The sequence below is a fragment of the Streptomyces sp. NPDC093546 genome, assembly GCF_044765045.1.
Classification (GTDB): Bacteria; Actinomycetota; Actinomycetes; order Streptomycetales; family Streptomycetaceae; genus Streptomyces.
In genome coordinates, this window is the sequence record NZ_JBIWJG010000024.1 from 23,774 (window position 1) to 43,896 (window position 20,123).

Annotated in this window: 15 protein-coding genes and 2 pseudogenes; 10 read left to right on the top strand and 7 right to left on the bottom strand. The window is 73.6% G+C overall.

Features of this window, described 5'->3' with window-relative positions; genetic code table 11:
• Positions 1 to 1,527, bottom strand: a complete 1,527-nt coding sequence (locus ACIRNI_RS31300; RefSeq protein ID WP_403556678.1) for a hypothetical protein — start codon at positions 1,525 to 1,527, stop codon at positions 1 to 3.
• A gap of 96 nt (positions 1,528 to 1,623) precedes the next feature.
• Positions 1,624 to 2,343, bottom strand: a complete 720-nt coding sequence (locus ACIRNI_RS31305) for a GntR family transcriptional regulator (protein ID WP_403556697.1) — start codon at positions 2,341 to 2,343, stop codon at positions 1,624 to 1,626.
• Positions 2,344 to 2,518: 175 nt separating this feature from the next.
• Here ACIRNI_RS31305 and ACIRNI_RS31310 point away from each other — a divergent pair, with 175 nt between their 5' ends.
• Genes ACIRNI_RS31310 through ACIRNI_RS31325 form a run of 4 tightly spaced genes read left to right on the top strand, consistent with a single transcriptional unit; the run spans position 2,519 to position 6,100 of the window.
• A complete protein-coding gene (locus ACIRNI_RS31310) occupies positions 2,519 to 3,799 on the top strand; it encodes an MFS transporter (protein WP_403556680.1) in 1,281 nt (426 codons plus the stop codon).
• Between the two features lie 23 nt (positions 3,800 to 3,822).
• Positions 3,823 to 4,587: a LamB/YcsF family protein gene (locus ACIRNI_RS31315; RefSeq protein WP_403556682.1), complete on the top strand. Its 765-nt coding sequence runs from the start codon at positions 3,823 to 3,825 to the stop codon at positions 4,585 to 4,587.
• Positions 4,584 to 5,225, top strand: a complete 642-nt coding sequence (pxpB, locus tag ACIRNI_RS31320) for a 5-oxoprolinase subunit PxpB (RefSeq protein ID WP_403556683.1) — start codon at positions 4,584 to 4,586, stop codon at positions 5,223 to 5,225. The genes ACIRNI_RS31315 and pxpB overlap by 4 nt, the downstream gene beginning before the upstream one ends.
• On the top strand, positions 5,222 to 6,100 hold the full coding sequence (locus ACIRNI_RS31325; protein ID WP_403556685.1) for a biotin-dependent carboxyltransferase family protein: 879 nt from the start codon (positions 5,222 to 5,224) through the stop codon (positions 6,098 to 6,100). Before pxpB ends, ACIRNI_RS31325 begins: the two co-directional genes overlap by 4 nt.
• Here ACIRNI_RS31325 and ACIRNI_RS31330 read toward each other — a convergent pair.
• The 4 genes and pseudogenes from ACIRNI_RS31330 to ACIRNI_RS31345 form a co-directional block, all read right to left on the bottom strand.
• On the bottom strand, positions 6,079 to 9,678 hold the full coding sequence (locus ACIRNI_RS31330; protein ID WP_403556699.1) for a hydantoinase B/oxoprolinase family protein: 3,600 nt from the start codon (positions 9,676 to 9,678) through the stop codon (positions 6,079 to 6,081). The two genes, ACIRNI_RS31325 and ACIRNI_RS31330, sit on opposite strands and share 22 nt — an antisense overlap.
• A 240-nt stretch (positions 9,679 to 9,918) precedes the next feature.
• Positions 9,919 to 10,504, bottom strand: a pseudogene (locus ACIRNI_RS31335) (glycosyltransferase); the annotation flags it as partial.
• Between the two features lie 105 nt (positions 10,505 to 10,609).
• Entirely contained in the window at positions 10,610 to 12,028 is a 1,419-nt protein-coding gene (locus tag ACIRNI_RS31340) for a HEAT repeat domain-containing protein (protein ID WP_403556687.1), read from the bottom strand.
• A gap of 231 nt (positions 12,029 to 12,259) precedes the next feature.
• Entirely contained in the window at positions 12,260 to 12,652 is a 393-nt protein-coding gene (locus tag ACIRNI_RS31345; protein ID WP_403556689.1) for an ankyrin repeat domain-containing protein, read from the bottom strand.
• 328 nt (positions 12,653 to 12,980) lie between these two features.
• Here ACIRNI_RS31345 and ACIRNI_RS31350 point away from each other — a divergent pair, with 328 nt between their 5' ends.
• Together ACIRNI_RS31350 and ACIRNI_RS31355 are read left to right on the top strand one after the other, a co-directional pair.
• On the top strand, positions 12,981 to 13,175 hold the full coding sequence (locus tag ACIRNI_RS31350) for a hypothetical protein (protein ID WP_017949565.1): 195 nt from the start codon (positions 12,981 to 12,983) through the stop codon (positions 13,173 to 13,175).
• 50 nt (positions 13,176 to 13,225) lie between these two features.
• A complete protein-coding gene (locus tag ACIRNI_RS31355) occupies positions 13,226 to 14,824 on the top strand; it encodes a hypothetical protein (protein ID WP_403556691.1) in 1,599 nt (532 codons plus the stop codon).
• 28 nt (positions 14,825 to 14,852) lie between these two features.
• Here ACIRNI_RS31355 and ACIRNI_RS31360 read toward each other — a convergent pair whose 3' ends face one another.
• On the bottom strand, positions 14,853 to 16,358 hold the full coding sequence (locus tag ACIRNI_RS31360) for a PLP-dependent aminotransferase family protein (RefSeq protein WP_403556693.1): 1,506 nt from the start codon (positions 16,356 to 16,358) through the stop codon (positions 14,853 to 14,855).
• Between the two features lie 107 nt (positions 16,359 to 16,465).
• Between ACIRNI_RS31360 and ACIRNI_RS31365 the strand changes: the two genes are divergently transcribed.
• The 4 genes and pseudogenes from ACIRNI_RS31365 to ACIRNI_RS31380 all read left to right on the top strand — a co-directional run bounded on the left by ACIRNI_RS31365 (position 16,466) and on the right by ACIRNI_RS31380 (position 19,916).
• A complete protein-coding gene (locus ACIRNI_RS31365) occupies positions 16,466 to 17,134 on the top strand; it encodes a YitT family protein (RefSeq protein WP_403556701.1) in 669 nt (222 codons plus the stop codon).
• Positions 17,131 to 17,888 (top strand): annotated as a pseudogene (locus tag ACIRNI_RS31370) (glycerophosphodiester phosphodiesterase family protein). Before ACIRNI_RS31365 ends, ACIRNI_RS31370 begins: the two are co-directional and overlap by 4 nt.
• A 43-nt stretch (positions 17,889 to 17,931) precedes the next feature.
• Entirely contained in the window at positions 17,932 to 19,287 is a 1,356-nt protein-coding gene (locus tag ACIRNI_RS31375) for an MFS transporter (protein WP_403556695.1), read from the top strand.
• Positions 19,288 to 19,541: 254 nt separating this feature from the next.
• Positions 19,542 to 19,916 (top strand): RNA polymerase-binding protein RbpA, encoded by a 375-nt coding sequence (locus ACIRNI_RS31380; protein WP_026278069.1) that lies wholly within the window; start codon positions 19,542 to 19,544, stop codon positions 19,914 to 19,916.
• Positions 19,917 to 20,123 lie beyond the last annotated feature (207 nt).

Sequence of the window (20,123 nt, forward strand, 5' to 3'; positions counted from 1 at the left end):
TCATGTCGCGTCCGTGCGGTCCGCGGCCATGCCCGCCGCGTCCAGCAGGGCCGTACCGACGATCAGGTCGGCGCCGCCGAACTCGGGGTCGTCCAGCTCGGTGCCGTCGTCGACGGCGAACAGCAGCCGCTCCTCGCCCTGCCGGTAAGCCGTACCGACCGGGGGGCTGGCGGCGTGGATCGCCAGGAGGGCGACCAGGTACGGCAGTTCGGGGTCGCGGCGGCGGGCGTCGGCGAGCAGTCCGGAGAGCCGGCGCGGGGCGTCGTGCTCCAGGTCGAGCAGCTCCATGGCGGCGGTGAGCTGCTCCTCGCTGAAGCGGCTGTCGTCCGGCGTGGCGATCAGGTCCGGCTCGGGCATCTCGGCGCCGAGGTGCTCGCGCTCCAGCGGCGGCGTGAGCAGCAGGTCGACCAGGTCACCGAGGCGGACGGAGGCGGGGGTGCGCAGGCCGGTGCCGTGCGCGAAGTAGGCGTCGGTGACGCGGATGGACTGCTCGAGGGGCAGCGGCAGCAGCGGGGCGACGAGCTGGCCGTAGAGGTCGAGGCCCGCGCGGGCGGTGGGGGTGGCGAAGGCCTGCCGGTCCTGTTCGGCGCGGAACAGCGGACCGGCCTCCAGCAGCCGGGACTGGAGCTGGGTGTGGCGGCGGATGCAGTCCTTGACGATGTCGACGAGTTCGGCGGCGCGCCGCTTGTGCTCCTGGTCCTCCGCCTCGTCGCGCGCCTTGCGGATGTTGGTGAGGATGGCGTTCTCGTGGCGGTACCGGTCGGCGACGTGGGCGAGCGCCTCCTCGATCATGTCCGGCACGGTCTCGAGCCAGTCGACGGCGCGGACGTTGCGCCGGGTGGCCTCCAGCGTCTTGCGGAGCGTCTCGGCGTACTGCACGGTGCGGTAGCGCGCCTGCTCGGCGGCGAGCTGGGCGTCGGCGAGGCGGCCGCGGCTGATGAGGACCTCCAGCTTCACCTCGGCGGCGATCTGGGCGCTGGTGACGTCCGTGTCGAGCGCGCCGACGAGGACGTTGACCGCCTCGTCGGTGGTGCGGAGGTAGACGGTGCCGCCGTAGCCGGGGACTTCCTCGATGAGCTTGAAGTCGTAGTCCCGGCGCACGTAGACGCCGTCGGGGCCGAACATGCCGTACACGGCGCGGAAGCCGCGGTCGACGCTGCCGACGTTGATCAGGTTCTCCAGGACCCAGCGGGCGACCCGTTCGTGCTCGGCGGCGGGCCGCTGCGGAGCCTGGGCGGCGACCCGGGGCAGCAGCCGGGCGACGATCTGCTCGTGGTCGGCGCCGGTGTCGAAGTCCATGTTGAGCGTGACGAGGTCGATCGCGGCCAGCGCGATCTCCGCCATGCCGTAGACCGAGTACTCCCCCGCCAGGTTCGCCTTGCGGGCGTCCAGGTCGTGCAGCGGCGCGGTGCACGCGAGCGCACGCAGCCGCCGCGCCAGCCCTTCGTCGGCGGCCGGGCCCTGAGCAGGCCTCGGCCCCGCGCTGAGCTGGGGCGGAGCGAAATCCGTCGAGACAGGCGAAGTCACGTTGCACAGATTAGGTCCTCGCACTGACAACGGTCGAAACGGCGCAGACGGCCCCGCTCCGGCCGCCCCGGGCACCTCCCCCGGGGCCGGTGCGCGTCAGGCGCCGGGGGCGGCGTCCGCGTCGACCAGGTGTGCGTAGACGTCGACCAGCCGGTCGCGGGAGTCGTCGAGGTAGTCCGCGAGGAGCCGCTCCGCCTTCACCCGCTCACCGGCGCGCAGAGCGTCCAGAATCTCCCGGTTTCGCATGAGATAAGGCTCGTGGAGGGCGCGAGGGTCGTCCACCATGTGGAAGGCGAGGCGGAGTTCGGCGAAGACCGAGCGCATCAGCTCGTCGGTGCGCGCGCTGCCCGCGAGGGCGACGAGCTCGCGGTGAAAGTGGATGTTGGCCGTGGAGACGCCCTTCCAGTCGCCGTCGCGGGCGTCCCGCTCCCCACCGACGACCGCCAGGGTCAGACCGTGGACCTCGAACGGCGGCTTGCCGAGGCCGTGGACGACGGCGCATTCGACGAGCCGCCGCGTGCGGTAGATGTCCACGACGTCGTCGACCGTGAGGACCCGTACGAAGACACCACGGTTGAGCTCGTGGACGAGCAGACGTTCATGGGTGAGCAGCCGGAAGGCCTCGCGCAGGGTGTTGCGCGACACCCCGAGCGCGCCGGCGATGCTGTCCTCCGAGAGCCGCGCGCCGGGCCGGAAGAAGCCCTCGGCGATGCGGGTGCGCAGGATGTCCGCGACCCGCTCGGCCGTGCTCGTACGTCCCAGCAGCGCACGGTCGTCCGCCAGTCCGCCGGCCGCCTCGGAGCCCGTCGCACCCACCACGCACCTCTTCTCGCCGTCCCGCCGTCCCGCACCGTCACCGCCCTCGGCCCGCTCATCGTAGAAGGAAAACCTCAGGTCGGAACTGAGGACAACCCCCTTGTCGGATCGTTCAACAATCCCCTACCTTGTGGGAACCGCACGGCTCCGCTCCTCCCCTCTCTGCGAGGTGCCGATGAGTACGACCCAGACCCCTCACGCCACCCAGGGCGAACAGCCCGAGGACACCGGCGCGTTCGCCTGGCTGCGCGCCCTCGGGCCGCGCGGCCGCCGCGCCTTCGGCGGCGCGTTCGGCGGATACGCGCTGGACTCCTACGACTTCTTCACGCTGCCGCTGAGCATGGTGGCGATATCGGCCTACTTCAGCCTCACCAGCGGTCAGACCGGACTGCTCACCACCGTCACCCTCGTCGTCTCGGCGCTCGGCGGCGTGCTCGCCGGCATCCTCGCCGACCGGATCGGCCGGGTGAAGGCGCTGATGATCACGGTCGTCACGTACGCGCTCTTCACCGTCCTGTGCGGCTTCGCGCCCAACTACGAGACGCTGCTCGTCTTCCGCGCCCTCCAGGGCGTCGGTTTCGGCGGCGAGTGGGCGGTGGGCGCCATCCTGGTCGCCGAATACGCCTCCGCGAAGCACCGCGGCCGCACGCTGGGCGGCATCCAGAGCGCGTGGGCGGCCGGCTGGGCGCTCGCGGTCATCGTCTACACGCTGGTCTTCCACTTCCTCGACCCGGACACCGCGTGGCGCGTGATGTTCTGGACCGGTGCGCTGCCGGCCCTTCTGGTGATCTGGATCCGCAGGAACGTCGAGGACGCGCCGCACGTCGCCCAGGTCCGCGCGGCGAGCCGCGAGCGCGGTTCCTTCACCGCGATCTTCCGCGCGGGGCTGCTGCGGACGACGCTGTTCGCGATGCTGCTGTCCACCGGTGTCCAGGGCGGCTACTACACCCTCGCCACCTGGGTCCCGACGTACCTGAAGGACGACCGGGGACTGACGGTCATCGGCACCGGCGGCTATCTGACCTTCCTGATATCCGGCGCCTTCCTCGGGTACCTGACGGGTGGTTACCTCACCGACCGGCTCGGCCGGAAGCGCAACATCGTGATCTTCGCCTTCCTGTCCGCGCTGTGCATCCTCGCCTACACCAACATCCCGTCCGGCGCCGACGGGCTGCTGCTCGTGCTCGGCTTCCCGCTCGGCTTCTGCATGTCGGCCATCTTCAGCGGCTTCGGCTCGTTCCTGGCGGAGCTGTATCCGACGGCGGTGCGCGGCACCGGGCAGGGGTTCACCTACAACACCGGCCGCGCGGTCGGCGCCTTCTTCCCGACGCTGGTCGGCTTCCTCGCGGACAGCTGGGGCGTGGGCGGTGCGCTGGTGTTCGGCGCGGTCGGGTACGGCATCGCCGTCCTGGCCCTGCTCGGGCTGCCCGAGACCCGGGGCCGCGAGCTCGCCTGACGCCATCCCAAGGAGACATCACCATGACCCGGTCCTCGATCGACCTCAACGCCGACCTCGGTGAGGGCTTCGGCCGCTGGCGCCTCACGGACGACGAACAGCTCCTTTCCGTCGTCACCAGTGCCAACGTGGCCTGCGGCTTCCACGCCGGGGACCCGGTCACCATGCGGCGCGTGTGCGCGCTGGCGGCCGAGCGGGGGGTACGGATCGGGGCCCAGGTCTCCTACCGCGACCTGGCGGGCTTCGGGCGGCGCTCCATGGACGTGCCCGCCGACGAGCTGGCCGCCGAAGTGGCCTACCAGATCGGCGCCCTGGACGTGTTCGCCAAAGCCGCCGGGACACGCGTGTCGTACGTCAAACCGCACGGCGCGCTCTACAACCGCGTGGTCCACGACGAGGAGCAGGCCCGGGCCGTGGTCGACGGGGTGCTGCTGACCGGGGAGCGGCTGCCCCTGCTCGGGCTGCCGGGCTCCCGGCTGCACGAGACGGCGGGGAAGGCAGGGCTGCCCGTCGTCGCGGAGGCGTTCGCGGACCGCGCGTACACCGCCGCCGGGACGCTCGTACCGCGACGCGAGGAGGGGGCCGTGATCACCGATCCGGCGGCCGTGGTGGAGCGGTCCGTGTCCATGGCCACGCTCGGGAAGGTCGTCTCCCGGTGCGGTCGGCAGGTCGCGGTCCGCGCCCGCTCCCTGTGCCTGCACGGCGACACGCCGGGCGCGGTGCAGCTGGCGCGCGAGGTCCGTTCCCGCCTGGAGGAGTCGGGTGTGCGCGTGGAGGCGTTCGTATGAGGACGCTGGCCGTGGGCGAGCGGGCCCTGCTGGTGGAGCTGGGCAGCGGCGAGGAGGCGCAGGCCTTCCACGCCGAGGTGCTGCGCCGCCGTGCGTCCGGCGCGCTCCCCGCCGTACGGGAGATCGTGCCGGCGGCGCGGACCGTGCTGCTCGACGGCGTGGAGGACCCGGGGCGCCTCGCCGAACAGGTCGCCCGATGGGAGGTGGAGCCGTTGCACACGCGCGCGGACCCACTGCTGGAGATCCCCGTCCGGTACGACGGCCCGGACCTGGCGGTGGTGGCGGCGCTGTGGGGCGTGGAGCCCGAGGAGGTGGCGCGGATCCACTCCGGGGTGGAGTTCCGGGTGGCGTTCTGCGGCTTCGCGCCGGGCTTCGGCTATCTGACCGGCCTTCCCGCGCGGTACGAGGTGCCGCGCCGGTCCACGCCGCGCACCGCCGTCCCGCCCGGCTCGGTGGCGCTGGCGGGCGCGTACACCGGTGTGTACCCGCGCTCCTCGCCGGGCGGCTGGCAGCTGATCGGGACGACGGACCTGGTGCTGTGGGACCCGGCGCGGGAGCCGGCGGCGCTGCTGTCGCCGGGCACCCGGGTGCGGTTCTTTCCCGAGTCCGGCCCCGGCGACCGCCTGGGGGGCAGATGACCGACCGTGCCTTCGCGGTCGTCCGGGCCGGGGCGCTGACCACGGTGCAGGACCAGGGGCGGTTCGGCCACGCCCACCTGGGTGTGCCGCGCTCGGGTGCCCTCGATCCGTACGCGAGCCGGCTCGTCAACCGGCTCGTCGGCAATCCGGTGGACGCCGCGGTGCTGGAGACGACCGTCAACGGCTGCGCGGTACGGCCGCGGTGCGCGGTGACCGTCGCGGTGGGCGGCGCGCCGTGCCCGGTGACCGTGGACGGGCGGCCGGCGGCCTGGGGCGCGGCGGTACGCGTGCCCGCGGGTGCCGTGCTGGAGGTGGGCGCGGCGGTGCGCGGTCTGCGCTCCTACGTGGCGTTCGCCGGGGGCGTGGCCGCCGAGCCGGTGCTGGGCAGCCGCTCCACGGACCTGCTCTCGGGTCTCGGCCCCGCGCCGCTGCGGGACGGGGCCGTGCTGCCGCTGGGCCGGGCGCCGTCCGGGGCGACGGCCCTGTACGACGCCGCGCCCTGGCCCGGCGCGCCACGGGAGCTGGTCCTGCGGGTGCGCCTGGGCCCGCGCCACGGCTGGTTCGCGGACACCGCGCTGCGCACCCTGGCCACGGCCCCCTACCGGGTGTCCCCCGCGAGCAACCGGATAGGGCTGCGCACGGAGGGCCCGCCCCTGGAGCGTGCCGTGCCCGGCGAACTGCCCAGTGAGGGCATGGTCCTGGGCGCGGTCCAGGTCCCGCCGGACGGGCGGCCCGTGGTGTTCCTCGCCGACCACCCCACGACCGGTGGCTATCCGGTGGTGGCGGTGGTACGGGAGCGGGACCTGGCGGCCGCGGCGCAGGCCGTGCCGGGGACGCCGGTCCGGTTCGTGGTTCAGTCCGGGGGTGTCCCGTAGCCGCCGCCCCCGGGTGTCGAGACGACCAGGACGTCGCCGGGGCGGACGTCCACCACGTCGACCCCGCCGAGCCGTTCGACGGTGCCGTCGGCGCGTTCCACGGCGTTCTCGCCGAGGGCGCCCGGCGCGCCGCCCGCCATGCCGTACGGCGGCACCCTGCGGTGTCCGGTCAGCAGCGCCACCGTCATGGGCTCCAGGAACCGGATGCGGCGCACGACGCCGTCGCCGCCGCGCCACCGGCCGCGCCCGCCGCTGCCGGGCCGCACGGCGAAGCCGTCCACCCGGACCGGGTAGCGCCACTCCAGGACCTCGGGGTCGGTGAGCCGGGAGTTGGTCATGTGGGTCTGGACGGCGTCGGCCCCGTCGAAGCCGTCGCCCGCGCCCGAGCCGCTCGCCACCGTCTCGTAGTACTGCACGCGGTCGTTGCCGAAGGTGACGTTGTTCATGGTGCCGGAGCCCTCCGCCTGGACGCCGAGCGCCGCGTACAGCGCCCCGGTGACCGCCTGCGAGGTCTCGACGTTCCCGGCGACCGTGGCCGCCGGGTGGGCGGGCGCCAGCATGGAGCCGTCCGGGACGAGCACGTCCAGGGGTTCGAGGCAGCCGCTGTTGAGCGGGATGTCGTCCTCGACCAGCGTCCGGAAGACGTACAGCACGGCCGCCATGACCACGGACGTGGGCGCGTTGGTGTTGCCGGGCTGCTGCGGGGACGTGCCGGTGAAGTCCAAGGCCGCGCGGCGCCGTTCGCGGTCGACGCGCACGGCGACCTGGATGACGGCCCCGCCGTCCGTCTCGTAGCGGCACGCGCCGTCGCGCAGCCCGGCGACGATGCGGCGTACGGACTCGGCGGCGTTGTCCCGTACGTGCCGCATGTAGGCGTGGACGACGTCGAGGCCGAACCGGTCGACCATGCGCTCCAGTTCCTCGACGCCCTTCTCGTTGGCGGCGATCTGGGCGCGCAGGTCGGCGAGGTTGGTGTCCGGGTCCCGGGAGGGGTACGGCGCCTCCGTCAGCAGGCGCCGGGTCTCGTCCTCCCGGAGGCGTCCGTCCCGTACGAGCAGCCAGTTGTCGAAGAGGACGCCCTCCTCCTGGATGGTGCGGCTGAAGGCGGGCATGGAGCCCGGGGTGATGCCGCCGATCTCGGCGTGGTGGCCCCGGGAGGCCACCAGGAACCGCAGAGCGCCCGCCGGCCCGAAGACGGGCGTCACGACGGTCACGTCCGGCAGGTGCGTACCGCCGTGGTACGGGTCGTTGACGGCGTACACGTCGCCGGGCCGCAGGGTGCCGCGGTTGCGGCGCAGCACCTCCTTGATGGACTCGCCCATCGAGCCGAGGTGGACCGGGATGTGCGGGGCGTTGGCGATGAGGTTGCCCTCGGCGTCGAAGAGGGCGCAGGAGAAGTCGAGCCGCTCCTTGATGTTGACGGAGTGGGCGGTGTTCTCCAGGCGGACGCCCATCTGCTCGGCGATCGCCATGAAGAGGTTGTTGAAGACCTCCAGCAGGACGGGGTCGACGTCCGTGCCGACGGCCGTCCGGCCCGGCCGGGGGCGGGCGCGGGTCAGCAGCAGATGGCCGGTGCCGGTGGCGGAGCCCTGCCAGCCGTCGTCGACGACGGTCGTGGCGTCGGCCTCGGCGATGATGGCGGGGCCGGGCACGGTGTCGGAGGGCCGCAGGTCCTCGCGCCGGTACAGCGGGGTGTCGCGGGGCTCGCCGTTCACGAACATCCGCACCGTCGCACGCGGTTCCAGTCTGCCCGTACGGTGGGCGGTTTCGGCGGCCACCGGTCCGTGCGGACCGGCCCGTCCGACCGCCTCCACCGAGACGGCCTCCACCACCAGCGGCTTGTCCATGGTGAACCCGTACCGCGCGCGGTGCGCCGCCGTGAACGCCTGCCGTACGGCTTCGACGGAGCCGAGCGGAACGGGCAGGCTCGCGTCGGTCCCGGCGTAACGCACCAGCACGCGCGCGTGGGTGCCGATCGCGCTGTCGGGCAGCCCGTCGGCGCGCAACTCCTCCCTGGTGCGTGCGGCGAGCTCGGCGCAGAGGTCGCGCACGTGTGCGTGAGCGGCCGCGTCCAGTTCGGCCTCGACGGACCGCTCCCGCATGGCGGTGGCGTCGGCGAGGCCGATGCCGTAGGCCGAGAGGACCCCGGCCAGGGGTGGGACGAGGACGGTGTCGACGCCGAGGGCGTCGGCGACCGCGCAGGCGTGCTGTCCGCCGGCTCCGCCGAAGCTGGTCAGGGCGTAGCGGGTGATGTCGTGACCGCGCTGGACGGAGATCTTCTTGACGGCGTTGGCCATGTTGAGGACGGCGATCTCCAGGAAGCCGGCCGCGACTTCCTCGGGCGTACGGGGGACTCCGGTGCGGTGCCGTACGTCCTCGGCCAGTGCGGTGAAGCGTTCGCGCACCGCGTCGGCGTCGAGCGGCTGGTCCCCGTCCGGTCCGAAGACCGCCGGGAAGTGGTCCGGCTGCACCCGCCCCAGCATGACGTTCGCGTCCGTCACGGTCAGCGGGCCGCCGCGCCGATAGCAGGCGGGCCCCGGGACGGCGCCGGCCGAGTCGGGGCCGACCCGGTAGCGGCGGCCGTCGAAGTGGAGGACCGAGCCGCCGCCCGCCGCGATGGTGTGGATGCTCATCATCGGCGCGCGCATCCGCACCCCGGCCACCTGGGTGCCGAGCTCCCGCTCGAACGCGCCGGCGTAGTGCGACACATCGGTGGAGGTGCCACCCATGTCGAAGCCGATGACCCGCCCGTAGCCTGACTGTTCGGAGGTGCGGGCCATGCCGACGACACCGCCCGCCGGGCCGGACAGCACGGCGTCCTTGCCGCGGAAGTGCGCGGCCTCCCGCAGCCCTCCGTTGGACTGCATGAACATCAGCCGTACGCCGGCGAGCTCGGCCGCGACCTCGTCGACGTACCGGCGCAGGATCGGCGAGAGGTAGGCGTCGACGACGGTCGTGTCGCCGCGTGGCACGAGTTTGATCAGCGGACTCACCTCGTGCGAGCAGCTGACCTGCGCGAAGCCCGCCTCGCGCGCCGCCTCGGCCGTCCGCACTTCGTGGCCGGGGTGGCGGTAGCCGTGCATGAGGACCACCGCGGCGCTGCGCAGCCCGTCCGCGCGGGCCCGCTCCAGCCCCGCGCGCACGGGCGCGAGGTCCAGGGGGCGTACGACGGTGCCGTGGGCGTCGATGCGCTCGGGGACCTCGATGACGCGGTCGTACACGGCCTCGGGGAGCAGGATGCGCCGGTCGAAGATGCGCGGCCGGTTCTGGTAGGCGATGCGCAGGGCGTCGCGGAACCCCTCGGTGACGAGGAGGACGGTGGGCTCGCCGCGCCGCTCCAGGAGGGCGTTGGTGGCGACCGTGGTGCCCATCTTGACGGAGTGGACGCGCTCCGCCGGTACGGGTTCGCCGGGGCGGAGCCCGAGCAGGAGCCGGATGCCCGCGACGGCGGCGTCCCGGTAGCGCTCGGGGTCGTGCGAGAGCAGCTTGCGCGTGACCAGGCGCCCGTCGGGGCGCCGGGCCACGATGTCGGTGAAGGTGCCGCCCCGGTCGATCCAGAACTCCCAGCGCCCGCTCATCTCCCCATTCTGGCAAGGGGCCCGTCCGGGGGCAGGGTCTGCGAGGCGCGGCACCGGAGGCGACGGCTCCCGGGGACACGGCGGCGAGCGCCGCCGCCAGGGCGTCCTTGGCCCGGCGTCCCCGGCTGCGGCACCCGCGCCGCCCACCACCTCCGGCAGCGCGGACGACGCGCTGGCGACGACGGGCGTGCCGCAGGCCAGGGCCTCCAGGGCGGACAGGACGAACGTTTCCGCCGGCCCGCGGCGCAGGGCCTCGTCGCGCAGCCCGGGCCGGAACCGCGCGGTGTCCACGCCGCGCGGCCGGAGCCGTACGCGCTCCACGCCGTGGGCCTCCAGGTCGCGGACGGCGGCCGTGGACGGCGCGAGGGTGCGGTACGGCGGCGCCGTGCACCGCGCGCAGCCGCCGCCAGGCGGCGCCTTCGCCCGCGCCCATGTAGGTGCGGGCGTATCCGGCCAGGTCCGTCTGGTGGACGGCGACGGCGGGCAGGCCGAGCCGGGTGGCGGCCGCCATGCCCCGCACGCCGAGCACGAAGGGTCCGGCCAGGTGCACCAGGTCGGCGCGGTGGGCGGCGATGGCCGCGGCCACCCGCCGGCTCGGCAGGGCCACCCGGACCTGTGGGTAGCCGGGCAGCGGCAGGGAGGCACCCGTACCACCGGGCAGGGCGCAGCCGGCCCCGTCGGCCCCGGCGGTACCCGTGGCCACCGCCGGGGCTATGACGAGGGGTTCGTGACCGCGCAGGGCGAGGTGCCGGGCGGTCTGGAGGGCGCGGTGCGCCACCCCGTTGACGTCGGGCGGGAAGGATTCGGTGACGATGACGACACGCATACGGCTGTGGACACGTATACGAGTGTTGTCGTCAGGCCCGGGGTGGTGGGCCCGACTTGGATCTTTCCGCGCGGAGAACGTCCCGTGGGCGTTTCCCCCGGGCGGTCAGCCGGTGGGTGCGTCCGGTCCGATCCTGCTGCGCACGGCCAGTTGCACCTCGTCCTCCTCCGCCGGGTCGGCGGCGAGGTGGCGCAGCCGTTCGGCGACGCGTACGTCCCCGGTCTCGGCGTGCAGGGCGGCGATCTCCCTGGTGGTCTCCTCGCAGTCCCACAGGCACTCGACGGCGAAGCCGGTGGCGAAGGAGGGGTCGGTCGCGGCGAGGGCGCGGGCCGTGCGGCCGCGCAGCTGGGAGGCCGCGGTCTCCCGGTAGATGTGGCGCAGGACGGGTGCGGCGCAGGCGATGCCGAGCCGGCCGGCCCCGTCGACGAGCGGGTAGAGGGCGGGCGCGTCCGGGCCGTGGGTCCGTACGGCCTCGCGCAGGGCGCCGAGCACCAGGGCGGCGTCCTGGGCGCCGCCCCGGGAGGCGAGCACGCCGGCCGCCGAGCTGCCGAGCGCGTCGGGCCGCTGGGCCCAGCCGCGTGCCCGGTCGACGGCCGCCTCGCCGCACATCCGCTCGAAGGCGGCGACGGCGGCTTCTGCGACGGTACGGGAGCCGTCGCCCGCGGCGGCCTCGACCAGGTCCAGGACGGCGGGGTCCCGCGCCTCCGCCAGGTAGTGCAGGGCGGCGCAGCGGGCGCCGTCCGAGCCGCTGCGGGCGGCTTGGAGGATCAGGGCCCGGTCCTCGGGCCCCGCGACGGCCGTGAGGCAGCGGGCGGCGGGCACGTGGAGCACGGAGCCGCGCTCCAGGCCCTCCTGGGCCCAGTCGAAGACCGCCTGGACGCTCCAGCCTGGCCGGGGGCCCGTGGGGCGCATCTGGCGCTGCCAGCGGTCGAAGCAGCCGCGTTCCTGGGCGGCGCGCACCCGGGCGCCGACGGCGTCCCGCCGGTCCTCGGCCCACAGCCGCCACGGGCGGGGCTCGAAGGCGTCGCGTACGGCGGCGGCGAGCTCGGCGTCGCCCTCCGGGGTGGCCGGGAAGCGGGCGAGCACGGGCTCGGCGAGGGCGCGCAGCGCGGAGTCGTCGTCGCGCAGCGCGAGCTCGTCGAGGGCCCAGGTCCAGTTGGCGCCGGTCGCGGCGTACCCGCGCAGCAGCGCGAGGGCGTCCTCACGGCCGTACGAGGCGAGGTGGCCCAGTACGGCGAGGGCGAGTCCGGTGCGGGACTCGTCCGTGTCGAGGTGATCCTCCGGGCTGAAGAGGTGGGCCTCGACGGCGTCGAGTCCACCGTGCAGATCCAGGTAGAGGCGCGCGTAGTAGAGGGAGCGGTTCTCGACCTGCCAGTCCTGGCGCGGGTCGTTCAGCACACAGTGGTTGAGGGCGGCGAGGGCTTCCGCGCGTGGCGCGGCGAGCGCGTGCAGCGTGCCGTCGCCGCGGCCCCTCTGCAACAGGCCGAGCAGCGTACCGCTCGGCGCTATGACCGGATCGAACATGGAAAATGCCTCACATCAAGCTGTCGACGCAACCGGGGGTCCCCGGTGAACGGTGGGTACCTAGGCCGCGCAGCAACATGTGGAGCCGCTCGTCGTCTTCCGCTTGGTGTCGACCATCTTCCTCTGCCTCTCGTCGGTGGCCCCCTGCGGGCCCGACGTCATGATGACCCAGCCATTTCGCCACCGCGACCACATTTACGGCACCCTTCTCGCCTGGAGTTCAGTGCCCGTTCACCGGGACTCGAACAGCTCCAGCAGGTGCGCCTTCCCAAACATGCGGGCGGTATCCACCGCGGACGGAGTTCCCGCTTCCGGATCCGCGCCCGCCGCCAGCAGGGCGCGCACCACGTCGTCCTCGCCCTTGAAGACGGCTCCCGCGATGGGCGTCTGGCCGCGGTCGTTGACGCGGTTGGGGTCGGCACCGCGGGTGAGGAGGGCCTCCACGGCTCCCGCGTGGCCGTGGTAGGCGGCGAGCATCACGAGGGAGTCGCCCTTGTCGTTGGTGAGGTTGGGGGACACGCCCGCGTCGACGTACTCGGCGAGCGTCTCGGCGTCCCCCTGGCGCGCCATGTCGAAGATCCTGGACGCCAGCTCGATCACCTCGGGGTCCGGAGTCTCACTCATCGGACGGACCGCCTTTCACGTCATTGACCCGCACCCGCGCCGGCCGTGCTGACCTGCGCGGACTCGGGTGGAACCAGTACGCACGGCGGGTCGCCGTGCAAGTGAACCGACAGGGTACTGCCCGTGCCTCGGGCCGACCCTGCCAGGCCGTGGGAAAGATCACCGGAAGGCGGTCCCGGCGGGGACGACAGGAGCCCGGTGCACGTCCGGTGTACGCCGCTCAAGTGAAAAGACCGACATTTCACCCATTTGCATCTTTTGTCGCATAGATACTTGTTGTGAGCTTGGAAGTACTCAAGGTGACTGTCCCCTCACCCAGGAGAACCTCATGATCCTGTCCATCTCCGGCGTGGTACTGCTCGGCATCATCGTCTTCCTCTTCTTCAAGAAGGACGGGCTCAAGGCCTCCCACGCCCTCGTCTGCGCCCTCTTCGGCTTCTACCTGGCGGGTACCGCCATCGCCCCGAGCATCACCGCGGGCGGCGCGAGCCTCGCCAGCCTGTTGGGCGGGATCAAGTTCTGACGCCGACGCCCACGACCCCTTCCATCCCTTCAGGCCCCCAGGAGTACGACGTGGCCCGGCGACCACTCCCCCGCATTCCGAGCAGCCGCGTGCTGAGCAGACGCGTGCTGAGCATCGGCAGCGACCGGATCGCACGGAGCCGGGAAATGGCCCGAACGGCCACCGACAGCGCCACGGACGTCCTCCATCCGCTGATCACGATCACCCGTGGTCTGCGGAGGCTGGCCGCGGCGGGGCGCGCCAAGTGGGCGGCGACCCCCAAGGAGCGGCGCGGTCCCGCGCTCTTCCTCGCCGCGGCCTGCGTCCTGGTCGTCGCCCTCGCGCCGTACGGGCCGCTGCTCGCGCTCGTGTCGGTGATGGGTGCGGCGGCGTGGCACGGGCGCGAGCGCCCGGTCGTGAAGACCGGGCCCGACGAGGCGGAGAAGGAGCGGCTGAAGGCGCTCTACGAGGCCCTGGTGCCCCACTTCTCCGTACCCGAGGACCCCGCTCCGCTCTTCGCCCACGGCGGGGAGTGGAGCAAGGCCCTCAGCGACTTCGACTTCGACGCGGACGGGCGGCCGACGCGGCTGCGGATCGCCTACCCGGCGTACTTCCCCGACGGGGACGCCGCCGCACGGGCCCGGATCGAGCACCTGCTGCACGCCAAGTCCGGGCGCGGCCGCGAGTACCTCTTCCAGTGGTACGAGGAGGAGAACCAGCTCCTCATGAGGGTGCTGCCCGCGCTGCCGACCACCATCGCGGCGCAGCGGTTCGTGACCGCGCCCGGTGAGACCGTGCTGGGGTTCACCGACGACGACGCGGTGCAGCGGACCATGCCCGTCCGCGCGGGCGACGAACGGCGCGACGCGCCGCCCGTGGTGTGGCGGACGGGGCCGCGCTCGACGGAGCCGCACCTACTCGCCGTCGGCGCCCCCGGCAGCGGCACCACGTCCCTGCTGCGCTCCCTCGCCCTCCAGGCGCTGGACCACGGTGACGTGGTCGTCGTCGACGGCAGCGGCACCGGCGAGTACGCCTGCCTGACCGGGCGCGCCGGGGTGCTGGGCGTCGAGTGCGGGCTCGCCGGGGCGCTGACCAGCCTCGAGTGGGCGGCGCACGAGACCGAGCGACGGCTGATCGCGGCGAACCGGGCCCGGCAGGCAGGGCGCCCGGCCCCCGAGGACACCAAGCGGCCCCTGTGGATCCTGGTCGACCGGCCGGCCGTCTTCGGCCACCTGGCGGCGGCCGACGGGCGCACCGACCCCCAGGAGCTGCTCCAGGTGCCGCTGCGGCACGGCAGGGCGGTGCAGGTCACCGTCGTCGTGGCGGAGCAGTTCGACGGCGTGGACGCGCTGACCGAGTCCGTACGCACCCACACGCGCGCGCGGATCGTCCTCGGCCCGGCCTCCCGCGAGCAGGTGGAGGCGGTCCTCGGCGCCGCGCCGCACACCACGCCCCCGCCGAGCGTGCCGCCGGGCAGGGGGTACGCGCGGCTGGGCACGGGGCCCGTCCTGCGGCTCCAGGTGCCGGCGACGCCCGACCCGTACGACGACGCGACGAGCGAGGCGCACCGGCAGGCGGTGCTGGAACTGCTCCCGGAGCCGCAGAGCACCGTGGACACGGTGCGGCTGCAGCACCTCGCGGGCAGGCCCCGGGAGACGACGACCGGCTGAGAGGCGGCCAGGCGGAGCCCCCTCCGCGTCAGGCGACGAACGTGCGCGGCGCTTCGCCGGAGGGGCTTCCCTGGGCGCCGGATTCGACCAACCGGGCCGCCGCCGCCAGACGGGCCGCCGCCTCGTCGGCGACCGGGCCGCCCACCGTGAACGGCAGCCGTACGTAGCCCTCGAAGGCGCCGTCCACGCCGAAGCGGGGGCCCGAGGGGACGCGGACGCCCACCCGCTCGCCGACCTCCGCGAGGCGGGAGCCGGAGAGGCCGCCGGTGCGGACCCAGAGGGTGAGGCCGCCGAGGGGGACGTCGAACTCCCAGCTCGGCAGCTCCCTACGGACCGCCGCGACCAGGGCGTCCCGGTTCTCGCGCGCCTGGGCGCGGCGCAGGCCGATCGCCTCCTCCCAGCCGCCGGTGCTCATCAGCCAGGTGACGGCCAGCTGCTCCAGCACCGGCGTACCGAGGTCGGCGTAGGCGCGGGCGGCGACCAGGGAGCGGATCACGTCGGGCGCCGCGCGGACCCAGCCGATGCGCATGCCGGCCCAGAAGGCCTTGCTGGCCGAGCCCACGGTGATCACCGTGCTGCCGCCCGGGTCGAAGGCGCAGACCTGGCGGGGCATCCGGAGCCCCTCCTCCAGGTACAGCTCCGTCATGGTCTCGTCGACCACCAGCACCGTCCCGGCGGAGCGGGCGGCGTCCACCAGCTGGCGGCGCTGGTCCTCGTCGGCGAGGGCGCCGGTGGGGTTGTGGAAGTCGGCGACGACGTACGCGAGGCGGGGCCCGGCGTCGCGGAACACCTGGCGCCAGCGGGGCATCTCCCAGCCGGTCAGGCCTTCGGCCATCGCGACGGGCACCAGCCGGACGCCCGCCTCGCGCATCAGCTGGAGGATGTTGGCGTAGGACGGCGACTCGACGGCGATGCGCTCGCCTCGGCCGGCGAAGAGGTGGCAGATCGCGTCGATGGCGCCCATCGCGCCCGTCGTCACCATGATCTGCTCGGGCATGGTCGGGATGCCGCGGGCGGTGTACCGGTCGGCGAGCATCTGCCGCAGCGCGGGCAGCCCGGCCGGGTAGTCGCCATGCGTGTGGGCGTACGGCGGCAGCTCGACCAGCGCCCCCTGGACGGCGCGGGTCAGCCACGGCTCGGGCGCCGGGAGCGACGCGCAGCCCAGGTCGATCATGGAGCCGAGGGACTCCGGCGGCAGCGGCTCCAGGCCGCGCGCGGGCAGCGGGTTGCCCGCCGGTACGGCGGTCCAGCTGCCCGCGCCGCGCCGGGACTCCAGGAAGCCCTCCGCGCGCAGCGCCTCGTACGCGGCGGCGACGGTGGTGCGGCTCACCGCGAGGGCGAGAGCCAGCTCGCGCTCGGCGGGGAGGCGGGCGGCGACGGGGACGCGGCCCTCCAGGACCAGCAGCCGGATGCCGTCGGCGAGCGCGCGATAGGCGGGCGGCTTGCGGGCGCCGGGGCCGGCCGGACGGGGCTGCTGGGCGCTCAGCTGCCGGGCGAGCTGGGCCGCGCCCACTGCGGAGGTCCACTCGGTCATGGAATTCAGTCCACCTTCCCGGAATTGGCCATGGTTGGAGTCCAATTCCCGCACCCAGAGTGACATGAGCCAGTCCACTACCACCACTCCGGGGGCACACCTTGTCCATCACCTTCACGAGCGGCCTGCGCGGGCGGCGTCTGCCGCGGCGCCTTGTCCAGCTCTACGTCGGCCTGATCCTGTACGGCGTGAGCTCCGCCCTCCTCGTGCGCGCCGGGCTGGGCCTGGAGCCCTGGAACGTGCTCCACGAGGGCCTGGCGGAACGCTCCGGGCTGTCGATCGGCGTGGTCTCGATGATCGTCGGCGTCGTCGTGCTCCTGCTGTGGATCCCCCTCCGGCAGAGGCCGGGGCTCGGCACCGTCTCGAACGTGCTGGTCTTCGGCGTCGCCATCGACGCCTCCCTGGCGGTGCTGCCGACCGCCCACGGCCTGGTGGCCCAGGTCCCGATGATGGTGGCCGGCATCGTCCTCAACGGTGTGGCGACCGGGCTCTACATCGCGGCCCGGCTCGGGCCCGGCCCGCGCGACGGGCTGATGACGGGGCTGCACCGCCGGACGGGCCGGTCGATCCGGCTGGTACGCACGGCCATCGAGGCCGGGGTGGTGCTCGCCGGGTTCCTGCTGGGCGGCTCCGTGGGGGTGGGCACGGTGGCGTACGCCCTGGCGATCGGACCGCTCGCCCAGCTGTTCCTGCGCGTCTTCGCCGTCCCGGCGGCCCCGGGCAGCAGCACGGTGGTAGCCGGCCGGACACCAAAGCGGGCCATACTGCGGCGGTGACTCGCCATCCCTACCTTGATCACCCGTCGCCCATACCGTTCGCCCATCGCGGCGGGGCCGCGGACGGCCTGGAGAACACCGTGGCCGCCTTCCGGCGTGCCGCCGTGGCCGGTTACCGCTACTTCGAAACCGATGTGCACACCACCGCCGACGGCCGGCTCGTCGCCTTCCACGACCCGACGCTGGACCGCGTGACGGACACCCGGGGCCGGATCGCACAACTGCCCTGGAGCGTGGTGCGCGAGGCCCGCGTGGCGGGCAAGGAGCCGCTGCCGCTCTTCGAGGAGCTGCTGGAGGAGTTCCCCGAGGCCCGCTGGAACGTGGACGTCAAGGCGGAGGCCGCCCTGCTGCCGCTGCTGGAGCTGATCCGGAAGGCGGACGCCTGGGACCGGGTCTGCGTCGGCTCCTTCGACGAGGGCCGGGTGGCCAGGGCCGTACGCCTGGCGGGGCCGCGGCTGGCCACCTCGTACGGGGTGCGCGGGGTGCTGGGGCTGCGGCTGCGTTCGTACGGGATCCCGGCCGCGCTGCGCAGGGGCGCGGTGGCGGCGCAGGTGCCGGAGAGCCAGGGCGGGGTGCGGGTGGTGGACCGGCGGTTCATCAGGGCCGCGCACGAACGGGGCCTTCAGGTGCACGTCTGGACGGTGAACGATCCGGAACGGATGGCCGCCCTGCTCGACCTGGGGTGGATGGCATCATGACCGATCATCTGGAGACGCTGCGTACGGTGCTGACCGACCGGGGAGTGTGGGTCTGAGGCCCGGGCCGTCTCACCACGGGGACGAACGAGGGGGGCGGCCGTGACCGTCGGAACCGCCGACCGGGCAGACCGGATACGCGAGCAACGGGACTGGTACTTCTACGACTTCGCGTGCTCCGTCTATTCGACGAGCGTGCTGACGGTGTTCGTCGGCCCGTATCTGACGTCGGTCGCCAAGGCGGCCGCCGATGCGGACGGATTCGTCCACCCCCTGGGCATCCCGGTCCGCGCGGGCTCGGTCTTCGCCTACGCGGTGTCCGTGTCGGTCGTCCTCGCGGTGCTGGTGATGCCGCTGGCCGGCGCGGTGGCCGACCGCACGGGCCGCAAGAAGCCCCTGCTGGCGACGTCCGCGTACCTGGGTGCGGCGGCGACGACGGGGCTGTTCTTCCTGGACGGGGAGCGCTATCTGCTGGGCGCGTTCCTGCTGATCGTGGCGAACGCCTCGCTCGCCGTCTCGATGGTGCTGTACAACGCCTATCTGCCGCAGATCGCGGAGCCGGATGAGCGGGACGCGGTCTCCTCGCGCGGGTGGGCGTTCGGCTACACGTCGGGGGCGCTCGTCCTGGTCGTCGATCTCGTCCTGTACACGGGGCACGACTCCTTCGGAGTGTCGGAGTCGGAGGCGGTACGGATCTGCCTGGCGTCGGCCGGTCTGTGGTGGGGCGCCTTCACGCTGATACCGCTGCGCAGGCTGCGCGACCGGCAGGTGGCGGCGGCCGGCGGAGAGGGCACGGTCGGCGGCGAGGGCGCGGTCGGGTCGGGGTGGCGCCAGATGATGGGGACGCTGCGCGACATGCGGCGCCATCCGCTCACGCTGTCCTTCCTGCTGGCGTACCTGATTTACAACGACGGCGTGCAGACGGTGATATCGCAGGCCTCCATCTACGGCTCCGAGGAGCTGGGCCTGGACCAGACGACGCTGATCACGGCGGTGCTGCTGGTGCAGGTCCTGGCGGTGGCCGGCGCGCTCGGCATGGGACGCCTGGCGCGCGCGTACGGGGCCAAGCGGACGATCCTCGGGTCGCTCGCCGTGTGGACGCTGATCCTGGCGGCCGCGTACTTCCTGCCCGCCGGCGCGCCCGTCTGGTTCTACGCGCTCGCGGCGGCGATCGGGCTGGTGCTGGGCGGCAGCCAGGCGCTGTCGCGTTCGCTCTTCTCGCACCTGGTGCCGCGCGGCAAGGAGGCCGAGTACTTCTCGGCGTACGAGATGAGCGACCGGGGGCTGAGCTGGCTGGGGCCGCTCGTCTTCGGCCTGGCGTACCAGGTGACCGGCAGCTACCGGGACGCGATCATCTCGCTGGTGGTCTTCTTCGGGCTGGGTTTCGCCCTGCTGGCGCGGGTGCCCGTCCGGCGCGCGGTGGCCGCCGTGGGGAACCCGGTACCCGACCGGATTTAGCCACGGAGCCGAAGTCCGGTAGTGTACGCCTTTGGCCTGCCAGGCGGACCGTTACTGCGCGCCGAAGAAGCAACGACGCTGGGTGACATCTTCTGCCAGATGTGACAAACCGGGCATTGGTGGGTACAAAAAGGGGCGGCACGACGGGCGACGCATGACCCGCAACGGGAATCTTTACCGCCGACCGGACGTTGACCGGATGACGACGACAGCGACACCTGTCCTGTGGGCGACAAGCCCGGGAGGCACGATTCATGAGTGAGCGAGCTCTTCGCGGCACGCGCCTCGTGGTGACCAGCTACGAGACCGACCGCGGCATCGATCTGGCCCCGCGCCAGGCGGTGGAGTACGCATGCGAGAAGGGGCATCGTTTCGAGATGCCCTTCTCGGTCGAGGCGGAGATCCCGCCGGAGTGGGAGTGCAAGGTCTGCGGAAGCCAGGCTCTTCTGGTGGACGGGGACGGCCCCGAGGAGAAGAAGGGCAAGCCGGCGCGTACGCACTGGGACATGCTCATGGAGCGGCGCACTCGCGAGGAGCTGGAGGAAGTGCTGGCCGAAAGGCTGGCGGTCCTGCGCTCCGGCGCCATGAACATCGCCGTGCACCCGCGCGACAGCCGGAAGTCCGCCTGATCGCGTGATCGGGCCGGCAATGCGCCGGCACGGAAACAAGAGCCGCGGGGGGGGGGGGGGCCCCCGGGGGGGCGGCCCCCCCCCCCCCGGGGGGGGGGGGGGGGGGGGCGGGGGGGCCCGCCCCCCGGGGGGGGGGCGGGCGGGGGGGGGGGGGGCGGCGGGAGCGGGGGGGGCGACGGGGGGGGGGTGGGATCAGAAAGGGCCGAA

Excerpts from the sequence above, each read along its gene's own strand:
- ACIRNI_RS31310 (WP_403556680.1), top strand. The coding sequence starts at position 2,519 with ATGAGTACGACCCAGACCCCTCACGCCACCCAGGGCGAACAGCCCGAG.
- ACIRNI_RS31315 (WP_403556682.1), top strand. The coding sequence starts at position 3,823 with ATGACCCGGTCCTCGATCGACCTCAACGCCGACCTCGGTGAGGGCTTC.
- pxpB (WP_403556683.1), top strand. The coding sequence starts at position 4,584 with ATGAGGACGCTGGCCGTGGGCGAGCGGGCCCTGCTGGTGGAGCTGGGC.
- ACIRNI_RS31325 (WP_403556685.1), top strand. The coding sequence starts at position 5,222 with ATGACCGACCGTGCCTTCGCGGTCGTCCGGGCCGGGGCGCTGACCACG.
- ACIRNI_RS31330 (WP_403556699.1), bottom strand. The coding sequence starts at position 9,678 with ATGAGCGGGCGCTGGGAGTTCTGGATCGACCGGGGCGGCACCTTCACC.
- ACIRNI_RS31340 (WP_403556687.1), bottom strand. The coding sequence starts at position 12,028 with ATGTTCGATCCGGTCATAGCGCCGAGCGGTACGCTGCTCGGCCTGTTG.
- ACIRNI_RS31345 (WP_403556689.1), bottom strand. The coding sequence starts at position 12,652 with ATGAGTGAGACTCCGGACCCCGAGGTGATCGAGCTGGCGTCCAGGATC.
- ACIRNI_RS31350 (WP_017949565.1), top strand. The coding sequence starts at position 12,981 with ATGATCCTGTCCATCTCCGGCGTGGTACTGCTCGGCATCATCGTCTTC.
- ACIRNI_RS31360 (WP_403556693.1), bottom strand. The coding sequence starts at position 16,358 with ATGACCGAGTGGACCTCCGCAGTGGGCGCGGCCCAGCTCGCCCGGCAG.
- ACIRNI_RS31380 (WP_026278069.1), top strand. The coding sequence starts at position 19,542 with ATGAGTGAGCGAGCTCTTCGCGGCACGCGCCTCGTGGTGACCAGCTAC.